This is a genomic window from Ruegeria sp. HKCCA5463 (genome assembly GCF_013034175.1).
Taxonomy (GTDB): domain Bacteria; phylum Pseudomonadota; class Alphaproteobacteria; order Rhodobacterales; family Rhodobacteraceae; genus Ruegeria.
In genome coordinates, this window is sequence record NZ_WQFL01000004.1 from 266,400 (window position 1) to 281,077 (window position 14,678).

The window sequence follows — 14,678 nt, forward strand, 5'->3', positions numbered from 1 at the left end:
GTCATGAGAAGGCTTCTTTGCGGCATCGCCGTTTTGTTTCTGAGTTTGAATGCCGTATCCGCGGCATCGGTTGATGCCGAGCAAGCCTATGATTTGCTGTTCCAAAATGGCGTTCTGGACACAATCGAACGTGACAAGGAATTGATCTATCAGCGTACCGTCACAAACCGGATAAGACCCGATGCGGCGGAACGTGATACCGGTCTTATCTCTCTCAGTTTTTCGGATGACGGGAACGAGATGGCCCATCTTGAATTTCGCCAAGATGACAAACACCGCGCCATGGGTGTTTTTCCGGCCAGCGTCGGCAATCCGATGATCATGGTTTTCTATGAAAGCGCCATCCGGGATATGGCCGAGTCCGCCGGAGGCAGCCCGTTTTACATCCGAAACCGTATCAAAGATGCGCTGGTTCAACCTGCCGAGATCGTCGAGGGCGAGGCGGCGATTGGTGGCAAAACCATCCCCGTTCGGACCATTTTCATGCGTCCTTTCGCCGAGGATCCGAACCGCGACCGGATGCAAGGGTTCGGCGACCTGGTTCTTCGCGTCACGGTGTCGGAAGAGGTTCCGGGCTGGTATCTGAGCCTTGTGGCGGAAGCTGTTTCCGAACGTGACGGCACGGCCGTTTATCGATCGGAAATGCGGTTTGAAGGAATGCAGGAGGGTCGCGAATGAAAACGCCAGGCCAAATTAGGGAACGCAGCCGCATGACCTTTACAGCCTTGATCGCGGGCATTCTGGCCGCGCCCATTGCAGCGTCAGCACAAAGCGTTGCGGATCGGCTCAATGACTACCCAACCGCGGCGCGCGCGGATTACGTGTTTGCATGCATGGTCACCAACGGTCAAACCCGCGAGATGCTGGACAGGTGCTCATGCTCGATCGATTTGATCGCTTCGATCCTGCCGTATGAGCAATATGAACAGGCGGAAACTGTTCTGTCGATGCGTCGGGTCGGGGGAGAGCGTATGGCGTTTTTCAAAAGCGCGGTACTGGCCGAAAACATGGTGGCTGACCTGCGCCGGGCGCAGGCAGAAGCCGAGGTTGTCTGTTTCCGATAAACGCAGGCTCGTCCGTCAGCTGGCCGCAGCTTTGGGAAGGTCTTTTTCGAACGTGTTGCCCTCGGTATCCGTTGCCTTGACTGTCAACATGGTCGAACCGTTGTCATTGTAGGCAAAACGGAAAGCCGGGTTTTCCGAGATCGAGATGCCGCCATCCATCGTGAACAGCAACTCATCGCCCTGCCAGACTTCGATATGGTCGATGAAATGCGCGGGGATGAACAGTTGCGTGACCTGATCGCGTTGCAGGCCGGAATAGTTCGGGTGGCGGATCATGATTTGAGCTTCTCGGCGTGATGTGGAAATCTGCGCCTCTTCCCCAAAGCTGCGCAGCTTCATCTTGCCCATGGACGCCAATGCGACCTCTGGGTCTTTGCTGGCCGGTGCCGAACAGCCGCCCGACGCTTTGACAAACCGGCCTGTCATATGAAGCCCGTCAGGCGTTTCAGCGATCACGCGGACATTCGAATATTGGTTCACGCGAACACGCATCTCGAAATCCAACTGACCCATGGCCGGTGAAAAGCTGAAGACGCCTGCGATCGGGGCCGGGTTTTCGTCGATCACGACGGTAGCAGCGGAAATCCGGACATCGGGATCAAGCTGTTTCAAAACGATTGGCACCGTTGCGGCATCATGCGCCCGGTAAGGGGCGTCCAGCGCAAGCAGCGTGTCCGTGTTCCCGATCTGGGCGTCGCCCACGACATCGTATTGCAGATCCTTCCAGGTTTCGCCTTCGACCAGCGGGTTTTTGATCGGCTGCTGTGCCCATGCAGGCAGGGACAGCGCAAGAGAAAGGATCGCTGCGGGTGCTAGTGCTTTGGCCATGGTGTCTCCTCCGGCAACCGGTGGCCAAGAATGTGCCACAAAATGCGGGGAAAATACATGCCGACGAAAGGCGCGGTGGTTCGGGCAGAGAACTGTGCCAATGTTCCGGTCGGAGGGCTGCCATGTTTGAAGCCGTGATTTTGCTATGCGCGCAGGTTGCGACAGAGCCTTGCAGAGAACAGCTTTTGCCGGGTTACGAAGCCCGATCCCAGGCTGAATGCGAGCAGAAGCTGATAACAACTCCTCCGCCGCTGTCGGATTGGCGTAGCGGCGCGCCTTTTTGCCAACCCATTGGCCAGGCTCTGGAATTTGAAGAAGCTGCGCCCGGTCTGTTCGTGCATCGCGGCTTGATAGCGGAACCCGACGCGGACAATCTGGGCGACGTGTCCAATATCGGGTTTGTCATTGGTCAGGACAGTGTCGCCGTGATTGACACGGGAACGGCACCATGGATAGGCGAGGCTGTCTGGCGGGCCATTCGGGCCGAGACGGACAAGCCGGTCAGTCACGTAATTTTGACTCACATGCATCCCGATCACACATTGGGCACAGAGCCTTTGGCCCTTTCAGGTGCGCAGGTTGTCGGCCATGTGGGGCTGGAGCGAGCGTTGCTGGACCGGTTGGGCAACTATGTCGAAAGCCTGAGCGCCGCGATCGGCGAAAGCGCCTATGTGGGCGTCGGGCCGATTTCCGTCGACATCGCCGTCGAAACCACGCACGAGATTGATCTGGGTGGGCGCAAACTGATCCTGCGGGCCTGGCCGCGGGCACATACCGGGAATGACTTGACCGTCATGGATGCAAACACCGGCGTCATGTTCACCGGCGATCTTGTATTTCACCGGCACACCCCGGCATTGGATGGTCAACTGATCGGCTGGCAACGCGTCTTGAAACAGATGACCGGGCTTGAGGTCACCCAAATCGTGCCGGGCCATGGTGGGCCGATCCTGGCGTGGCCTGAAGGGGCCGAGGATATGATGCGCTATTTGAACGTACTGGAAAGCGACACGCGCGAAGCAATCGACAGTGGTCAGCGGTTGGGGGATGCGGTTGAAACGATCGCTCAGGAAGAAGCGGTGCACTGGGACTTGTTTGACGCCTACAACCCGCGCAATGCAACGGTCGCATTCACCGAACTTGAATGGGAATAGCCCGGTCAGCGAATGGCCCGATCCAGGTTTTTCGCTTCGTTCAGATTGGCCTGATCTGCGCCCTGAACATCAGTCAGCCGCGTTGCCGTCAAATCGGCATTCGTAAAATCGGCACCGGACAAAGTGGCCCCTGTCAGGTCCGCCCCGCCCAATGTTGCCATCGACAAATCGGCATTGGTGAAATTGGCGTTGGGCAATTTGGCAAATTCCAGATCGGCGCGGGACATTTGCGCATCAGTGAAATCCACGTCCGATCCACGAGCCGAGGACAGAACTCCGCGCATAAGCCCCATGGATTGGTTGCGCATGTCGGCCGAAAAATCCGCCCCTTTGAATACTGCCCGGTTCAGATTGGCCTTGGTAAAATCGGCGGCTGTTCTGGCGTTTGTGAAATCCGTATCGCTCAGATCCGCCTGGCTGAGCTGAGTCTGGAACAGCTCGGCCCCAACAAGAGATGCGCCTGAAAGGTTGGCGCCGATCATCCAGGATTGGCTGAGAATCGCGCCGTCCAGAGTCGATCCCGACAAATTGGTGCCGTTCAATGATGTCGCTCGCAGGATCGCGCTGCTGAAATCCAACCCGGACAAGTCGAGATTGTTCAGCCAGACCCGAGTGAAATCGGCGGGCGCGTCGGACGTGGCAGCCGCAAGCCGGGCCACGACATCGGCGCGGGTCATTTGCGCTTGGGTCATTTTGGGCAGGGTCATGTCAACGCCGCTGAGTGGGGACTGGCCCAGGGCCGAGAGGGGCGACAGCGTCAGAAAGATGATCAATACGTGTTTCATGTGTCCCTCCTTCCTCCGCCGGCGCTGCGTCAACCCTGGTCTGAGGTCAATTGTTGCAGCATTTGCGAAATCGCGAACAGGCGCCGTTCGATAATTTGCGGCGTTTCACACAGATAGGTGATCGAGCGTTGACGGTCAGAATAGATAAGCTGATCCCAATCCAATTGCTCTTCCAGGGCGTCAACGCGGTCATAGTCGGGCGGGTCGGAAGACAGGGCTTGGTCCATTTCCACCCTGGCCAGATCAATCTTTTCGGCCAGATCGATCTGCTTGAGCGAAAACTCTCCGATCCCCGCGATGATGTGCTTGCGCCTTTTGGACAAGGTGTCAAAGACGCGCTGGAACACCTGACCCAGAATATCCGGATCCCCGTTGTACCGCGCGGCAAACTCTGCAACCTGGGGCCGAAGGTCTTCCAGTTCGATCCGCCTCAGGGCCAACAGCCCGGCGATTTCGTCGATGTCGGTACTGTTTTCAGCGGTTTCGCCGTCAACAACCTGATACGGCCACATGAGGCCCAGCGACAGGTCCTCGACCTTGCGCTGAATGCACGGCCATGTTGGATCGGAGAAATCCGCAGCCAAGCCAGGGCCAGCCGCACCCAGACAGGCCAGCGCCAAAACAATCAGCTTGCCGTTTGACATCACAGCTTTCCTCCACGCGGACATCATGCACGAAATGTGCGCGCGAAGTCCATTCAACCCAATACACACCATTGTCTTAATTGTTTGCACGTGGTGCTCGCCCCCATACTCGACCCAAGCTGCCGGACTGCGGTTGATTCCGGTGCCATGGGAGGACAGACGGAGATGAGAACACGCGCGGCGGTTGCTGTGGCGGCAGGCCAACCTCTGGAAATTATGGAGGTTGAGCTGGATGGCCCGAAAGCAGGTGAAGTCCTGATCGAGGTCAAGGCGACCGGTCTATGTCATACGGATGAGTTTACCCGTTCCGGAGATGACCCCGAAGGGATATTCCCTGCAATTCTGGGCCATGAAGGTGCCGGGGTTGTTCTGGAGGTCGGGGAAGGCGTTACCAGCCTTGCCGTCGGGGATCACGTGATCCCGCTGTACACACCAGAGTGCCGCGAATGCGAATATTGCCTGAACCCCAAGACGAACCTGTGTCAGAAAGTGCGGGCGACTCAGGGTGCCGGCCTTTTGCCGGATGGAACGACGCGGTTCAGCATGTTGGATGGCACACCGATCCACCACTACATGGGCTGTTCGACGTTTGCCAATCACACCGTTGTGCCCGAGATAGCGTTGGCCAAGGTGCGCAAGGACGCGCCGTTTGACAAGATTTGTTACATCGGCTGCGGCGTTACCACCGGCATAGGGGCCGTCATCAACACCGCCAAGGTCGAAATTGGGTCGCGCTGCGTGGTCTTTGGTCTGGGCGGAATTGGCCTGAACGTCATTCAGGGCTGTCGCATGGCGGGCTGTGATCAGATCGTTGGTGTCGACCTGAACGACGGCAAGGCCGAAATGGCGACTCATTTCGGTATGACCGATTTCGTGAACCCCTCGAACGTCAGTGGTGATATCGTGGCGCATCTGGTCGAACTGACCGGCGGCGGTGCGGATTATACCTTTGACGCGACCGGCAATGTCGGCGTGATGCGGACCGCTTTGGAATGCGCACACAAAGGTTGGGGTGAAAGCATCATCATCGGTGTGGCACCCGCTGGCGCCGAGATTTCAACGCGTCCGTTCCAGCTGGTCACCGGCCGGTCATGGCGCGGAACCGCGTTCGGCGGTGCCAAGGGCCGGACGGATGTTCCGAAGATCGTGGATTGGTACATGGCCGGGAAGATCGAGATCGACCCCATGATCACGCACAAGCTGACGCTTGATGAAATCAACCACGGCTTTGACCTGATGCACCAGGGTAAGTCGATCCGCGCGGTCGTGGAGTACTGACATGGGTTTGAAAGTTATCTCGCAAAACCGCAGTTTCGGAGGGGAACAGACCGTGTACTCCCACTCGTCCGAGACCTGTGATTGCGAGATGACCTTTGCCGTCTACCTGCCGCCTCAGGCCAAATCCGGCCCGGTGCCGGTGTTGTGGTACTTGTCCGGCCTGACCTGCACCCATGAAAACGCGATGACCAAAGGCGGATTTCAGGAGGCGGCTGCGGACTACGGTGTCGCGGTTGTGTTTCCCGATACGTCCCCGCGTGGCGACAATGTTGCCGATGATGACGCCTATGACCTGGGGCAGGGGGCCGGGTTCTACGTGAACGCCACCCGGGACCCGTGGCGGGCCCATTTCAAGATGTATGACTACATCGTCGACGAACTGCGCGACATTGTACTGAAGAATTTCCCCGTACAGGATCGCCACGGGATCACAGGCCATTCCATGGGTGGACATGGTGCGATTACGATCGCGATACGCAACGCCGACAAATTCGGGTCTCTTTCGGCATTTGCGCCGATTGCGCACCCGACGCGGTCGGATTGGGGCCGTAAGCAGCTCAGCAGCTATCTGGGTGACGACGAAAACACCTGGGTCGCGCATGACGCCACGCTGCTGCTGGAAGAGCACGGCTGGAAAGGTGACCTGCTGATCGATCAGGGCGCGGATGATCAGTTCCTTGATCTGCTCAAACCCGAAGCTCTGGCCAACATGATGGCCAAGCGCCGCCAGCCCGGACAGATCAGAATCCAGGAGGGGTATGACCATTCGTATTTCTTCGTGAACAGTTTTGCGCGCGACCATGTCGAATGGCACGCGGAACGTCTCAGCCAATGAAAATAACAAGGAAAGATTGATAGTGATCAGAACGGTATTCGCAGCAACCTGCCTCATGCTTTCCCCCGCCTTCGCAAGTGCCGATGGCGACCCCGAAGCGGGTGAGAAGGTCTTTCGCAAGTGCAAGGCCTGCCATGCGGTGGGCGAGGGGGCTGAAAACAAGGTGGGGCCGATGCTGAACGGCATTGTTGGACGTCAGGCCGCAACCGTCGAAGGGTTTGGCTATTCACCGGTGTTGATTTCGCTGTCCGAAGAAGGGCTGGTTTGGACACCCGAAGAACTGGACGCGTTTCTGACGAAACCGCGCGACTATGCGAAGGGGATCAAGATGACCTTCGCCGGGCTGCGAAAAGAGGACGATCGGGCCAATATCATCGCATATCTTGCGACCTTTGAGGACAGCGGGTCGTAGGAGATCGCATTGCTCTCCCACCTAAGCGACCGGAAAACCGTCGGTCGGGGCGAGCATCAACAGACACCGTAATCCGACCTGGGTGAGGTGTTGCAATGCAGAGAGAGATCGCTGCACGAAAGGGAGGAGATTGAATGAAAAATCTATCGCTTTGGACCTCCGGGATTGCCATTGCACTGGCCACCACGGCCTATGCAAATGACGACCTGGTTGCCCAGATGGAGAACGCAAAACAATGGGCGATCCAGACGGGTGACTACAAAAATCAGCGCTATTCCGAACTGGATCAGATCAACGCAGACAATGTAGGTGATCTGCAAGTGGCCTGGACCTTCTCGACTGGTGTTCTGCGCGGGCACGAGGGCTCACCGCTGGTGATTGGTGACATGATGTATGTCCACACGCCGTTCCCGAACATTGTCTATGCTCTGGATCTGGCAAATGAGGGCAAAATCGTCTGGAAGTACGAGCCCAAGCAGGACCCGGACGTGATTCCGGTCATGTGCTGTGACACGGTGAACCGCGGTGTGGCTTATGCGGATGGCAAGATCTTCCTGCATCAGGCCGACACCAAGGTTGTGGCGCTTGATGCCAAGTCCGGGGATGTCGTCTGGGAAGTCCAGAATGGCGACCCGGCGATTGGTGAAACCAACACAGCCACGGTGTTGCCAATCAAGGACAAGGTCATTGTCGGCATCTCGGGTGGAGAATTCGGTGTGCGCGGGTCAGTTACGGCCTATGACATGAACTCGGGCGAGCAGGTCTGGAGGGCCTATTCCATGGGGCCGGATTCGGACATTCTTGTCGATCCGGAAAAGACCACCCATCTGGGTAAGCCGGTTGGCGCGGACTCGGGTACAAACACTTGGGAAGGCGATCAGTGGAAGATTGGCGGCGGCACCACATGGGGCTGGTATTCTGCGGATCTGGACGAGAACCTGATGTACTATGGCACGGGTAACCCATCGACCTGGAACCCGGCGCAGCGCCCGGGTGACAACCGCTGGTCCATGACCATCATGGCGCGTGACATCGACACCGGTATGGCAAGATGGTTCTACCAGATGACGCCGCATGACGAATGGGACTATGACGGCATCAATGAAATGATCCTTACGGAGCAGGAAATTGATGGCGAGCAGCGCAAGTTGCTGACCCATTTCGACCGCAACGGTCTGGCCTACACCATGGACCGCGTCACGGGTGAGCTGCTGGTGGCCGAAAAATTCGACCCGGTTGTGAACTGGACAACTGGCGTCGACATGGATCCCAACAGCGAAACCTATGGCCGCCCGGCCGTGGTTGCGCAGTATTCGACGGAACAGAACGGCGAGGACGTGAACTCGACCGGTATCTGCCCGGCGGCTTTGGGCACCAAAGACCAGCAGCCGGCGTCGTATGACCCGAACCTTGGTCTGTTCCTCGTGCCAACGAACCACGTTTGCATGGACTACGAGCCGTTCCGTGTCAGCTACACCGCCGGTCAACCCTATGTGGGCGCGACGCTGGCGATGTATCCTGCACCGGATAGCCACGGTGGTATGGGTAACTTCATCGCTTGGGACAACATCAAAGGTGAGATCAAGTGGTCTATTCCCGAGCAGTTCTCGGTCTGGTCGGGTTCGCTGACCACCGCAGGAGGCGTCACCTTCTATGGTACACTAGAAGGTTACATCAAGGCGGTGAATACCGAGACAGGTGAAGAACTTTACAAGTTCAAAACACCCTCTGGTATCATCGGCAACGTGATGACGTACGAGCAAGGTGGCAAGCAGTATATCGGCATCCTGTCAGGTGTCGGTGGCTGGGCCGGTATTGGTTTGGCGGCTGGTTTGACCAACCCGAATGACGGTCTGGGCGCCGTGGGTGGCTATGCCGCACTCAGCGACTATACCGCGCTGGGCGGTCAGCTCACCGTGTTCGCATTGCCGAACTAAGCCAAAGATCTGGCCGGCGCGGTTCAATCGGACCGCGCCGGTATTCACTTGAAAAGAAACGAGCGTTCCATGAACCATTCTGTACGTCTTCTGGCATCAATTCTTGCATTGTGCCTTCCTGTTGCCGCCATTGCTGACAATCTGGCAGTCGCGTATTCCGAAGATGGACGGTATTACACCGAAGACGATATCCCGACATTCAACGTGGCCGAGGATGGAACCGTGGACTGGATGACATTTTCAGGCTTCCGGCGCTATCACGCAGAATGCCATGTCTGTCATGGCCCGGATGGCGAGGGCTCGACCTATGCGCCGGCTCTGAAAAACTCAGCGTTGGAAATGGATTATTACGACTTCGTTGATATCGTCACCAATGGCCGCCAGGTGGTGAACGCCGCTGAAAACTCGGTGATGCCGGGATTTGGCGACAACCCGAATGTGATGTGCTTTCTTGATGATATCTATGTATATCTCAAAGCCCATGGATCGGGCGCGATCCCGCGTGGCCGCCCGCCCAAGAAAGAGGCGAAATCTGACGTGATCCGCGAGGATGAAGATGCGTGTATGGGCTAAGGCCTGCCTGCCGATTTTCGGACTTTGCGTCTGGCTTTGTCAGGCAGTGCCCGTGTCGGCGCAGACGTCTGACCTGGTTTCAAGAACGGCTTTTCGCGTTTGTGCGGATCCAGCCAACTATCCCGTGTCATCCAAGGATGGATCGGGATATGAAAACAAACTGGCCGAATTGATTGCCGAAAAGCTGGAACTGCCCGTGCAATATGTCTGGTTTCCGCAGGCGACAGGCTTCATACGGAACACGCTGGCCGCCAAGCGTTGCGATGTGGTGATCGGTTATGCGCAAGGTCATGAGCTGGTGCAGAACACCAACCACTACTACACGTCCGCCTATGCGCTGATCGTGCCGATGGACAGTGATCTGGCCCAGGTGGACAGGCTGAACGATCCCATGCTCAAGGGGAAACGGATCGGGATCGTGGCGGGTACACCGCCTGCGGCTCATATGGCGCGGAACGGGCTGATCGGGCAAGCCAAGCCTTACAATCTTTTTGTCGACCGACGTGTGGAAAGCCCGGCCATCGACATGCTGGATGACCTGCAAACAGGTGAGATCGATGCGGCCATTCTTTGGGGCCCGCTGGGCGGACCACTGGTCAAGGCGGACTATCCTGATTTCAAGGTGATCCCACTGGTCAAGGAAGAGCTGCCGCCGCGCCTGTTCTATCGCATCACCATGGGCGTACGGCAGGGTGAGAAGGTTTGGCAGAGACAGCTGAATTCCCTGATCCGGCGCAACCAGGACGAGATCAATTCGTTATTGGCCGAGGCTGGTGTTTCCTTGGTGAATGATCTGGGGACCGAGGTTCTGGACCTGTCGCAATGATGCGCGCATCGGTGGCAATTACGTTGATCTCGACTGCCGCAATAGCGCAGACAGTACCCGAACCAGGTGATTATCGCATGGACCACTACCGCGCGCCGGTGCCGGATCAGATAACCGGCGGGACGGTCATCGGCCCGGAAGAGGCGCACGGCCTGTGGCAGGAACAAAGCGTCGCGTTCATCGACGTTTTGCCGCAGCCGCCCAAACCGGCCAATCTGCCCGAAGGCACGATCTGGCGCGACAAGCCGCGCGACAGCATTCCGGGATCACTGTGGTTGCCCAATGTCGGCTACGGCGCAATTGCCGATGTTACGGCAGACTATTTTCGAACCGGCCTAGAAGCCAGCACCAATGGCGATATCAACCACGGTCTCGTGTTCTTTTGTCTGGAAGATTGCTGGATGAGCTGGAACGCCGCCCGACGCGCAATCGAATGGGGATACACCAAAGTCTATTGGTTCCCGGAAGGTACCGACGGCTGGGCCTTGTGGGGCTATCCGCTGGAACGGGTAGAGCCAGCCCCGGGCCAACCCGTTGCCGGAGGCGGCTGATCTAAAAACCCGCCAGTTTTTTGTGTAAATGACTGACCGTGCCGTCCGTATCCGTCATAGTCACGTCAACTGCTTGCGCCCTGCTTGGAACGGAAATGCCGACCCTTGGATTTTCGGACAGTGAAATCGACCCCGTCATCTGGACATACCCCGCGCCATCAAGATCGATATCCACGGTCTCTACATATCGCATCGGGATGAACAGCAGGGAAATCTGATCCATCTGCATTCCGGAATGCGACGGGTGATCAATGTTCAGATCCATCTTGTTGGCCCGGTTCGCCCCCAAGCTGGACAATCGTGCCCGTGTGTTCAACGCAGGGACGCGGCCCACCAGTTCGGCCTCCATCGTTCCAAGGTTTGCCAACGCCAGTTCCGGATCAGTTCCGGGAGGTGCCGCGCAGGCGCCAAGGCCCGAGGTTTTGACGAAAGTTTCTGACACCCAAAGGTGGCCATCCGTGGTTTCGGCGATGACATGTATCGGCGTCGGGCCGTTCACGCGCATGGTCACGTCGAAGTAGAAACTCGGCAATGGTTCTTCCAACTCGAACACGGCAGAAACCGGCATCGGGTTTTCGTCCAGCACCAAAGTCACCTTGGCCACTTTCGTCCCCCGAGGGGCCGCAATCTGAGCCGCCAGTTGAGCCCGCGCATCGTCGGGCGTGCGATAGGGGGCATCAATCGCGATGAACGCATCTCCGTTTTGCATCGGTCGGTCGCCATACAACATCGCTCGGACATTTTCCCATGCCTCGTTGGATGCCCAAACCGGAGCCGCCAGCACACAGAACAGGACTGCAATCAGATGAGAAACTTTCATGGTCGTCCTCCTTGCAGGAACCTGCCAAAGGCACGGGGCCCATCACAGGTTTCCATTGTTTCTAACACCGACAGTGCCTGCGGGTCCACGATGCTGACGGTGTTGTCGAACCAGTTTGCGATGACCAGAAGATCTTCGCCCGCCGTCGCATCAATGCCTTCGGGGTATTCTCCAACATCAATCACGGCCTCATGTTCGAGCGTCTCCAGAGATATGACGCTTAGCGTATTGGCATATTGGTTCGTGACGAACGCCCGGCCGTGGGCGAAGGCGATGCCGTAAGGGCGTTCCCCGACCGGGACCGTTGCGAGAACGGAGCCGGTTTCCGCATCGACCACGCTGACATCATTGCTGCCGACATTGCCGACGAACAGACGCCCATCCGGGTCAAAACGCAGCCCGAAGGGGCGTGATCCAACCGGGCTGCGGTGCAGAGGCTGAAGAGTGTCGGCATCGAAAACCGACACCTGGTCCGCGTCCTTGTCGGCCGACGCCAGAAAACGCCCGTCTTTTGATATCGCAATACCCGCCGGGGCGGCTCCGGTGGGCAACTCGGATTGAACTTTCAGAGTTTCACTGTCCAGCACCCACAGTCGGGCGTTGTACCAGTCCGAGACGAAAACCCGCCCGCGATCCTGATCCAGAGCGATTCCAATCGGCCCCCCTTCAAGCGTGACTTGCGCGACCGTTTCACCGGTCTCGGCAGACAAACGCCTGACCATCTTGCTGTCCGGGGATACGGTTAACAGCGTTTCATCCAGACCAACCGCCACACCCGCCGGCTTGCCAGGTAGGGGCCAGCGGGCCGTTTCCTGCATCCCCGCAAGATCTATCCGGCTCAGTTCCTCACCGTTCTGACAGGTGATGAATGCTGTCTGTGCCAGTGTCGGGCAGCCAGAGAACGCCAAAAACAACATCAGCGGGTGTCTAACTTGCCGCACCGAACCGCTCGATCAACGCGTCGAGACCCGCCTGATAGACGCCGGTCACGGCGGCAATGGCGGCTTCGTCATTCAACTCGGCCGGAGGATCGTTGTTTGGATACCCGCGATAGAAGGCACCGCGCCATTCGATGATCGAACCACCTCCGTCGCGCGGTTTTACCGTCAGATGCGACGAGTAGTTGGTGACAGGCAGCACCTCTACCGCGACTTCGGTGATCCGGTAGGAGTAGCTCATTTTTTCTGCGCTGTACTTGTACAGTATTTCATTGATCGTCGGACCGCCTTCCTGGCCAAGTGTCAGCAATCGGGTCGCATCAATCTTATTGCCGCCGTTTCCTTCGGTCGCAAACACAGCCGGATGCCACGACATGTCATCAAAGTTCCCGACAACGGCCCAGACTTCCTCTGGTGAGGCTGCGACCTCGGCAGTCAGCGTGACTTTCTGCCGGGTCGGCCCGTGGGCCCAAACCAGACCCGGAACCAGCAGAGCGGCGGTTGCGGCAAGAAGAAATCGTCGATTCATTCCATGTCCTCCCTGAATGCGCAGAGCGTTTGCACACGCCGCGCGCTTGCGGCGTTTCTTTTGTCAGACCTGACGTGCGAGCGCACGTTGACGGTCACCCGTCACACCCCCTGAAAAATCGGCGGGTGTCGCGGGAAACCGCAGCAAGATCAACCATATACGCGCATTCTTATAAAATAAGAATCGAGCTTAATGATGAAGCTGATAGGCTTTGTTTTACAACACGGCCAAAAGTATCGGTTCCGTTTTTCGGGGCGCTATGCCCCGCATGTTTCAACCTGAACTCTGACTTTCAGGCAACGGGAGGACATCTTGAGCATTCGCCTGCTGCCGCTGCTTGCGGCGCTTCTTTGGTGTGCATCCGCGATGACCGCGGCGGCGCTCGATGTAAAGGCTGCGGTGCTGCGGATCGACTATCCGTCGCTTCTGCCGATCTCGCGATATGATTTGAAACCGGACGATCTGGGGTTTGCCGGTGCGGCGCTTGGGGATGAGGATAACGGAACCACGGGCGGATTTCTGGGACATACCTATGAGACCATCACGATGGCCGTTCCGCCGGAAGAGGCTGACGCCGCAATGGACCAGATCCTTGCCGGAGGCGTGCGCCTGATCGTCCTTTTGGCCAAGGCGCCGGACATGTTGCGCCTGACGGACAAGGCGGCAGAGTCCGGGGCGCTTGTTTTCAACGTGTCTGCACCTGATGTCGATCTTCGCGACGCAAACTGCCGGGGCAACCTGCTTCATATCGCCCCGTCCCGCGCCATGAAGGCCGATGCGGTTGCACAGTTTGCCGTCTGGAAGAAATGGGGCGACTGGTTCCTGTTGGCGGGATCCAACCCCGAGGATGTCCAGCTTGCGGACGCGTATCGCCGTGCAGCGAACAAGTTCGGCGCGAAGATTGCCGAAGATCGGACCTTTGCGGATACCGGGGGATCTCGCAGAACGGATTCCGGTCATGTTCTTGTTCAGCGCCAATTGCCATTGGACACGCAAGATGCGCGAGACCATGACGTTGTGATTGCCGCGGACGAAACCGATTATTTTGCGCGGTATCTGTCCTATCACCTTTGGACCCCACGCCCCGTGATGGGTTCAGGCGGCTTGCGTCCGACGACGTTTCACGGCGCACATGAGGCATGGGGCGCGACCCAGTTCCAGACCCGTTTCGAGGATCTGACAGGGCGCTATGTCCGCCCCGAAGACTACAACACCTGGCTTGCACTGCGCGTGGTCGGCGAGGCCGTGACCCGTGCCAGTACGGCAGAGCCCGAAGGTGTTCGGGATTATGCTCTGTCGGACGAGTTTGAGCTTGCCGCATTCAAGGGGCAGAAAGTGACATTCCGCGATTGGAACGGGCAGTTGCGTCAGCCGATCCTTCTGTATGACGGGTCGATCACTGTCAGCGTCAGCCCGCAAGAGGGGTTTCTGCACCAGGTCTCACCGCTCGATACGATGGGGTTGGATCGGGCGGAATCCAGCTGTCGCGCATTCGAGTAAACAG

Annotated in this window: 17 protein-coding genes; 11 read left to right on the top strand and 6 right to left on the bottom strand. The window is 57.9% G+C overall.

Going from position 1 to position 14,678, the window contains the following annotated elements:
• The first annotated feature begins 3 nt into the window (after positions 1 to 3).
• A complete protein-coding gene (locus tag GOW09_RS11160) occupies positions 4 to 678 on the top strand; it encodes a hypothetical protein (protein WP_171118300.1) in 675 nt (224 codons plus the stop codon).
• 32 nt (positions 679 to 710) lie between these two features.
• Positions 711 to 1,064, top strand: a complete 354-nt coding sequence (locus GOW09_RS11165) for a hypothetical protein (RefSeq protein ID WP_171118478.1) — start codon at positions 711 to 713, stop codon at positions 1,062 to 1,064.
• 15 nt (positions 1,065 to 1,079) lie between these two features.
• Here GOW09_RS11165 and GOW09_RS11170 read toward each other — a convergent pair whose 3' ends face one another.
• A complete protein-coding gene (locus GOW09_RS11170) occupies positions 1,080 to 1,892 on the bottom strand; it encodes a quinoprotein dehydrogenase-associated SoxYZ-like carrier (RefSeq protein ID WP_171118302.1) in 813 nt (270 codons plus the stop codon).
• A 122-nt stretch (positions 1,893 to 2,014) separates the two neighbouring features.
• Between GOW09_RS11170 and GOW09_RS11175 the strand changes: the two genes are divergently transcribed.
• The gene (locus GOW09_RS11175) at positions 2,015 to 3,046 is read left to right on the top strand and encodes a quinoprotein relay system zinc metallohydrolase 2 (RefSeq protein WP_171118304.1); all 1,032 of its coding nucleotides are present in this window, start codon (positions 2,015 to 2,017) and stop codon (positions 3,044 to 3,046) included.
• 5 nt (positions 3,047 to 3,051) lie between these two features.
• Here the strand turns inward: GOW09_RS11175 and GOW09_RS11180 are convergent, their stop codons facing one another.
• Entirely contained in the window at positions 3,052 to 3,831 is a 780-nt protein-coding gene (locus GOW09_RS11180) for a pentapeptide repeat-containing protein (protein ID WP_171118306.1), read from the bottom strand.
• 29 nt (positions 3,832 to 3,860) lie between these two features.
• Positions 3,861 to 4,475: a hypothetical protein gene (locus GOW09_RS11185; RefSeq protein WP_171118309.1), complete on the bottom strand. Its 615-nt coding sequence runs from the start codon at positions 4,473 to 4,475 to the stop codon at positions 3,861 to 3,863.
• A 165-nt stretch (positions 4,476 to 4,640) separates the two neighbouring features.
• Here GOW09_RS11185 and GOW09_RS11190 point away from each other — a divergent pair, with 165 nt between their 5' ends.
• From GOW09_RS11190 to GOW09_RS11220, 7 genes are all read left to right on the top strand, one after another.
• Positions 4,641 to 5,753, top strand: coding sequence for an S-(hydroxymethyl)glutathione dehydrogenase/class III alcohol dehydrogenase (locus GOW09_RS11190; protein WP_171118312.1), 1,113 nt, complete (start codon positions 4,641 to 4,643; stop codon positions 5,751 to 5,753).
• 1 nt (position 5,754) lies between these two features.
• On the top strand, positions 5,755 to 6,588 hold the full coding sequence (fghA, locus tag GOW09_RS11195; protein WP_216603846.1) for an S-formylglutathione hydrolase: 834 nt from the start codon (positions 5,755 to 5,757) through the stop codon (positions 6,586 to 6,588).
• Positions 6,589 to 6,643: 55 nt separating this feature from the next.
• Complete coding sequence (locus GOW09_RS11200) at positions 6,644 to 7,000, top strand: cytochrome c family protein (RefSeq protein WP_171118314.1); 357 nt, start codon at positions 6,644 to 6,646, stop codon at positions 6,998 to 7,000.
• A 134-nt stretch (positions 7,001 to 7,134) separates the two neighbouring features.
• Positions 7,135 to 8,937: a methanol/ethanol family PQQ-dependent dehydrogenase gene (locus GOW09_RS11205; RefSeq protein WP_171118316.1), complete on the top strand. Its 1,803-nt coding sequence runs from the start codon at positions 7,135 to 7,137 to the stop codon at positions 8,935 to 8,937.
• A 69-nt stretch (positions 8,938 to 9,006) separates the two neighbouring features.
• Positions 9,007 to 9,510 carry a c-type cytochrome, methanol metabolism-related gene (locus tag GOW09_RS11210; protein WP_171118318.1) on the top strand — a complete coding sequence of 168 codons (504 nt, stop codon included), beginning with the start codon at positions 9,007 to 9,009 and terminating at the stop codon, positions 9,508 to 9,510.
• A complete protein-coding gene (locus GOW09_RS11215; protein ID WP_371808043.1) occupies positions 9,494 to 10,336 on the top strand; it encodes a substrate-binding domain-containing protein in 843 nt (280 codons plus the stop codon). The genes GOW09_RS11210 and GOW09_RS11215 overlap by 17 nt, the downstream gene beginning before the upstream one ends.
• The gene (locus GOW09_RS11220) at positions 10,333 to 10,887 is read left to right on the top strand and encodes a PQQ-dependent catabolism-associated CXXCW motif protein (protein ID WP_171118322.1); all 555 of its coding nucleotides are present in this window, start codon (positions 10,333 to 10,335) and stop codon (positions 10,885 to 10,887) included. The genes GOW09_RS11215 and GOW09_RS11220 overlap by 4 nt, the downstream gene beginning before the upstream one ends.
• Before the next feature lies 1 nt (position 10,888).
• On the opposite strand, the gene GOW09_RS11225 is transcribed toward GOW09_RS11220, so the two are convergent.
• The 3 genes from GOW09_RS11225 to GOW09_RS11235 are packed head-to-tail and all read right to left on the bottom strand — an operon-like array spanning position 10,889 to position 13,174.
• Positions 10,889 to 11,707 carry a quinoprotein dehydrogenase-associated SoxYZ-like carrier gene (locus GOW09_RS11225; protein WP_171118325.1) on the bottom strand — a complete coding sequence of 273 codons (819 nt, stop codon included), beginning with the start codon at positions 11,705 to 11,707 and terminating at the stop codon, positions 10,889 to 10,891.
• A complete protein-coding gene (locus GOW09_RS11230; protein WP_171118327.1) occupies positions 11,704 to 12,624 on the bottom strand; it encodes a YncE family protein in 921 nt (306 codons plus the stop codon). The genes GOW09_RS11225 and GOW09_RS11230 overlap by 4 nt, the downstream gene beginning before the upstream one ends.
• 10 nt (positions 12,625 to 12,634) lie before the next feature.
• The gene (locus GOW09_RS11235; RefSeq protein ID WP_171118329.1) at positions 12,635 to 13,174 is read right to left on the bottom strand and encodes an SRPBCC family protein; all 540 of its coding nucleotides are present in this window, start codon (positions 13,172 to 13,174) and stop codon (positions 12,635 to 12,637) included.
• A gap of 366 nt (positions 13,175 to 13,540) precedes the next feature.
• Between GOW09_RS11235 and GOW09_RS11240 the strand changes: the two genes are divergently transcribed.
• Entirely contained in the window at positions 13,541 to 14,674 is a 1,134-nt protein-coding gene (locus GOW09_RS11240; protein ID WP_171118482.1) for an ABC transporter substrate-binding protein, read from the top strand.
• Positions 14,675 to 14,678: the final 4 nt, after the last annotated feature.

What these genes read in the sequence shown, in the direction of transcription:
- GOW09_RS11175 (WP_171118304.1), top strand. Translation starts at nt 2,015, where the DNA reads ATGTTTGAAGCCGTGATTTTGCTATGCGCGCAGGTTGCGACAGAGCCT.
- GOW09_RS11160 (WP_171118300.1), top strand. Translation starts at nt 4, where the DNA reads ATGAGAAGGCTTCTTTGCGGCATCGCCGTTTTGTTTCTGAGTTTGAAT.
- GOW09_RS11190 (WP_171118312.1), top strand. Translation starts at nt 4,641, where the DNA reads ATGAGAACACGCGCGGCGGTTGCTGTGGCGGCAGGCCAACCTCTGGAA.
- GOW09_RS11225 (WP_171118325.1), bottom strand. Translation starts at nt 11,707, where the DNA reads ATGAAAGTTTCTCATCTGATTGCAGTCCTGTTCTGTGTGCTGGCGGCT.
- fghA (WP_216603846.1), top strand. Translation starts at nt 5,755, where the DNA reads ATGGGTTTGAAAGTTATCTCGCAAAACCGCAGTTTCGGAGGGGAACAG.
- GOW09_RS11180 (WP_171118306.1), bottom strand. Translation starts at nt 3,831, where the DNA reads ATGAAACACGTATTGATCATCTTTCTGACGCTGTCGCCCCTCTCGGCC.
- GOW09_RS11240 (WP_171118482.1), top strand. Translation starts at nt 13,541, where the DNA reads ATGACCGCGGCGGCGCTCGATGTAAAGGCTGCGGTGCTGCGGATCGAC.
- GOW09_RS11200 (WP_171118314.1), top strand. Translation starts at nt 6,644, where the DNA reads ATGCTTTCCCCCGCCTTCGCAAGTGCCGATGGCGACCCCGAAGCGGGT.
- GOW09_RS11230 (WP_171118327.1), bottom strand. Translation starts at nt 12,624, where the DNA reads ATGTTGTTTTTGGCGTTCTCTGGCTGCCCGACACTGGCACAGACAGCA.
- GOW09_RS11220 (WP_171118322.1), top strand. Translation starts at nt 10,333, where the DNA reads ATGATGCGCGCATCGGTGGCAATTACGTTGATCTCGACTGCCGCAATA.
- GOW09_RS11185 (WP_171118309.1), bottom strand. Translation starts at nt 4,475, where the DNA reads ATGTCAAACGGCAAGCTGATTGTTTTGGCGCTGGCCTGTCTGGGTGCG.
- GOW09_RS11210 (WP_171118318.1), top strand. Translation starts at nt 9,007, where the DNA reads ATGAACCATTCTGTACGTCTTCTGGCATCAATTCTTGCATTGTGCCTT.
- GOW09_RS11165 (WP_171118478.1), top strand. Translation starts at nt 711, where the DNA reads ATGACCTTTACAGCCTTGATCGCGGGCATTCTGGCCGCGCCCATTGCA.
- GOW09_RS11235 (WP_171118329.1), bottom strand. Translation starts at nt 13,174, where the DNA reads ATGAATCGACGATTTCTTCTTGCCGCAACCGCCGCTCTGCTGGTTCCG.
- GOW09_RS11170 (WP_171118302.1), bottom strand. Translation starts at nt 1,892, where the DNA reads ATGGCCAAAGCACTAGCACCCGCAGCGATCCTTTCTCTTGCGCTGTCC.
- GOW09_RS11215 (WP_371808043.1), top strand. Translation starts at nt 9,494, where the DNA reads ATGCGTGTATGGGCTAAGGCCTGCCTGCCGATTTTCGGACTTTGCGTC.
- GOW09_RS11205 (WP_171118316.1), top strand. Translation starts at nt 7,135, where the DNA reads ATGAAAAATCTATCGCTTTGGACCTCCGGGATTGCCATTGCACTGGCC.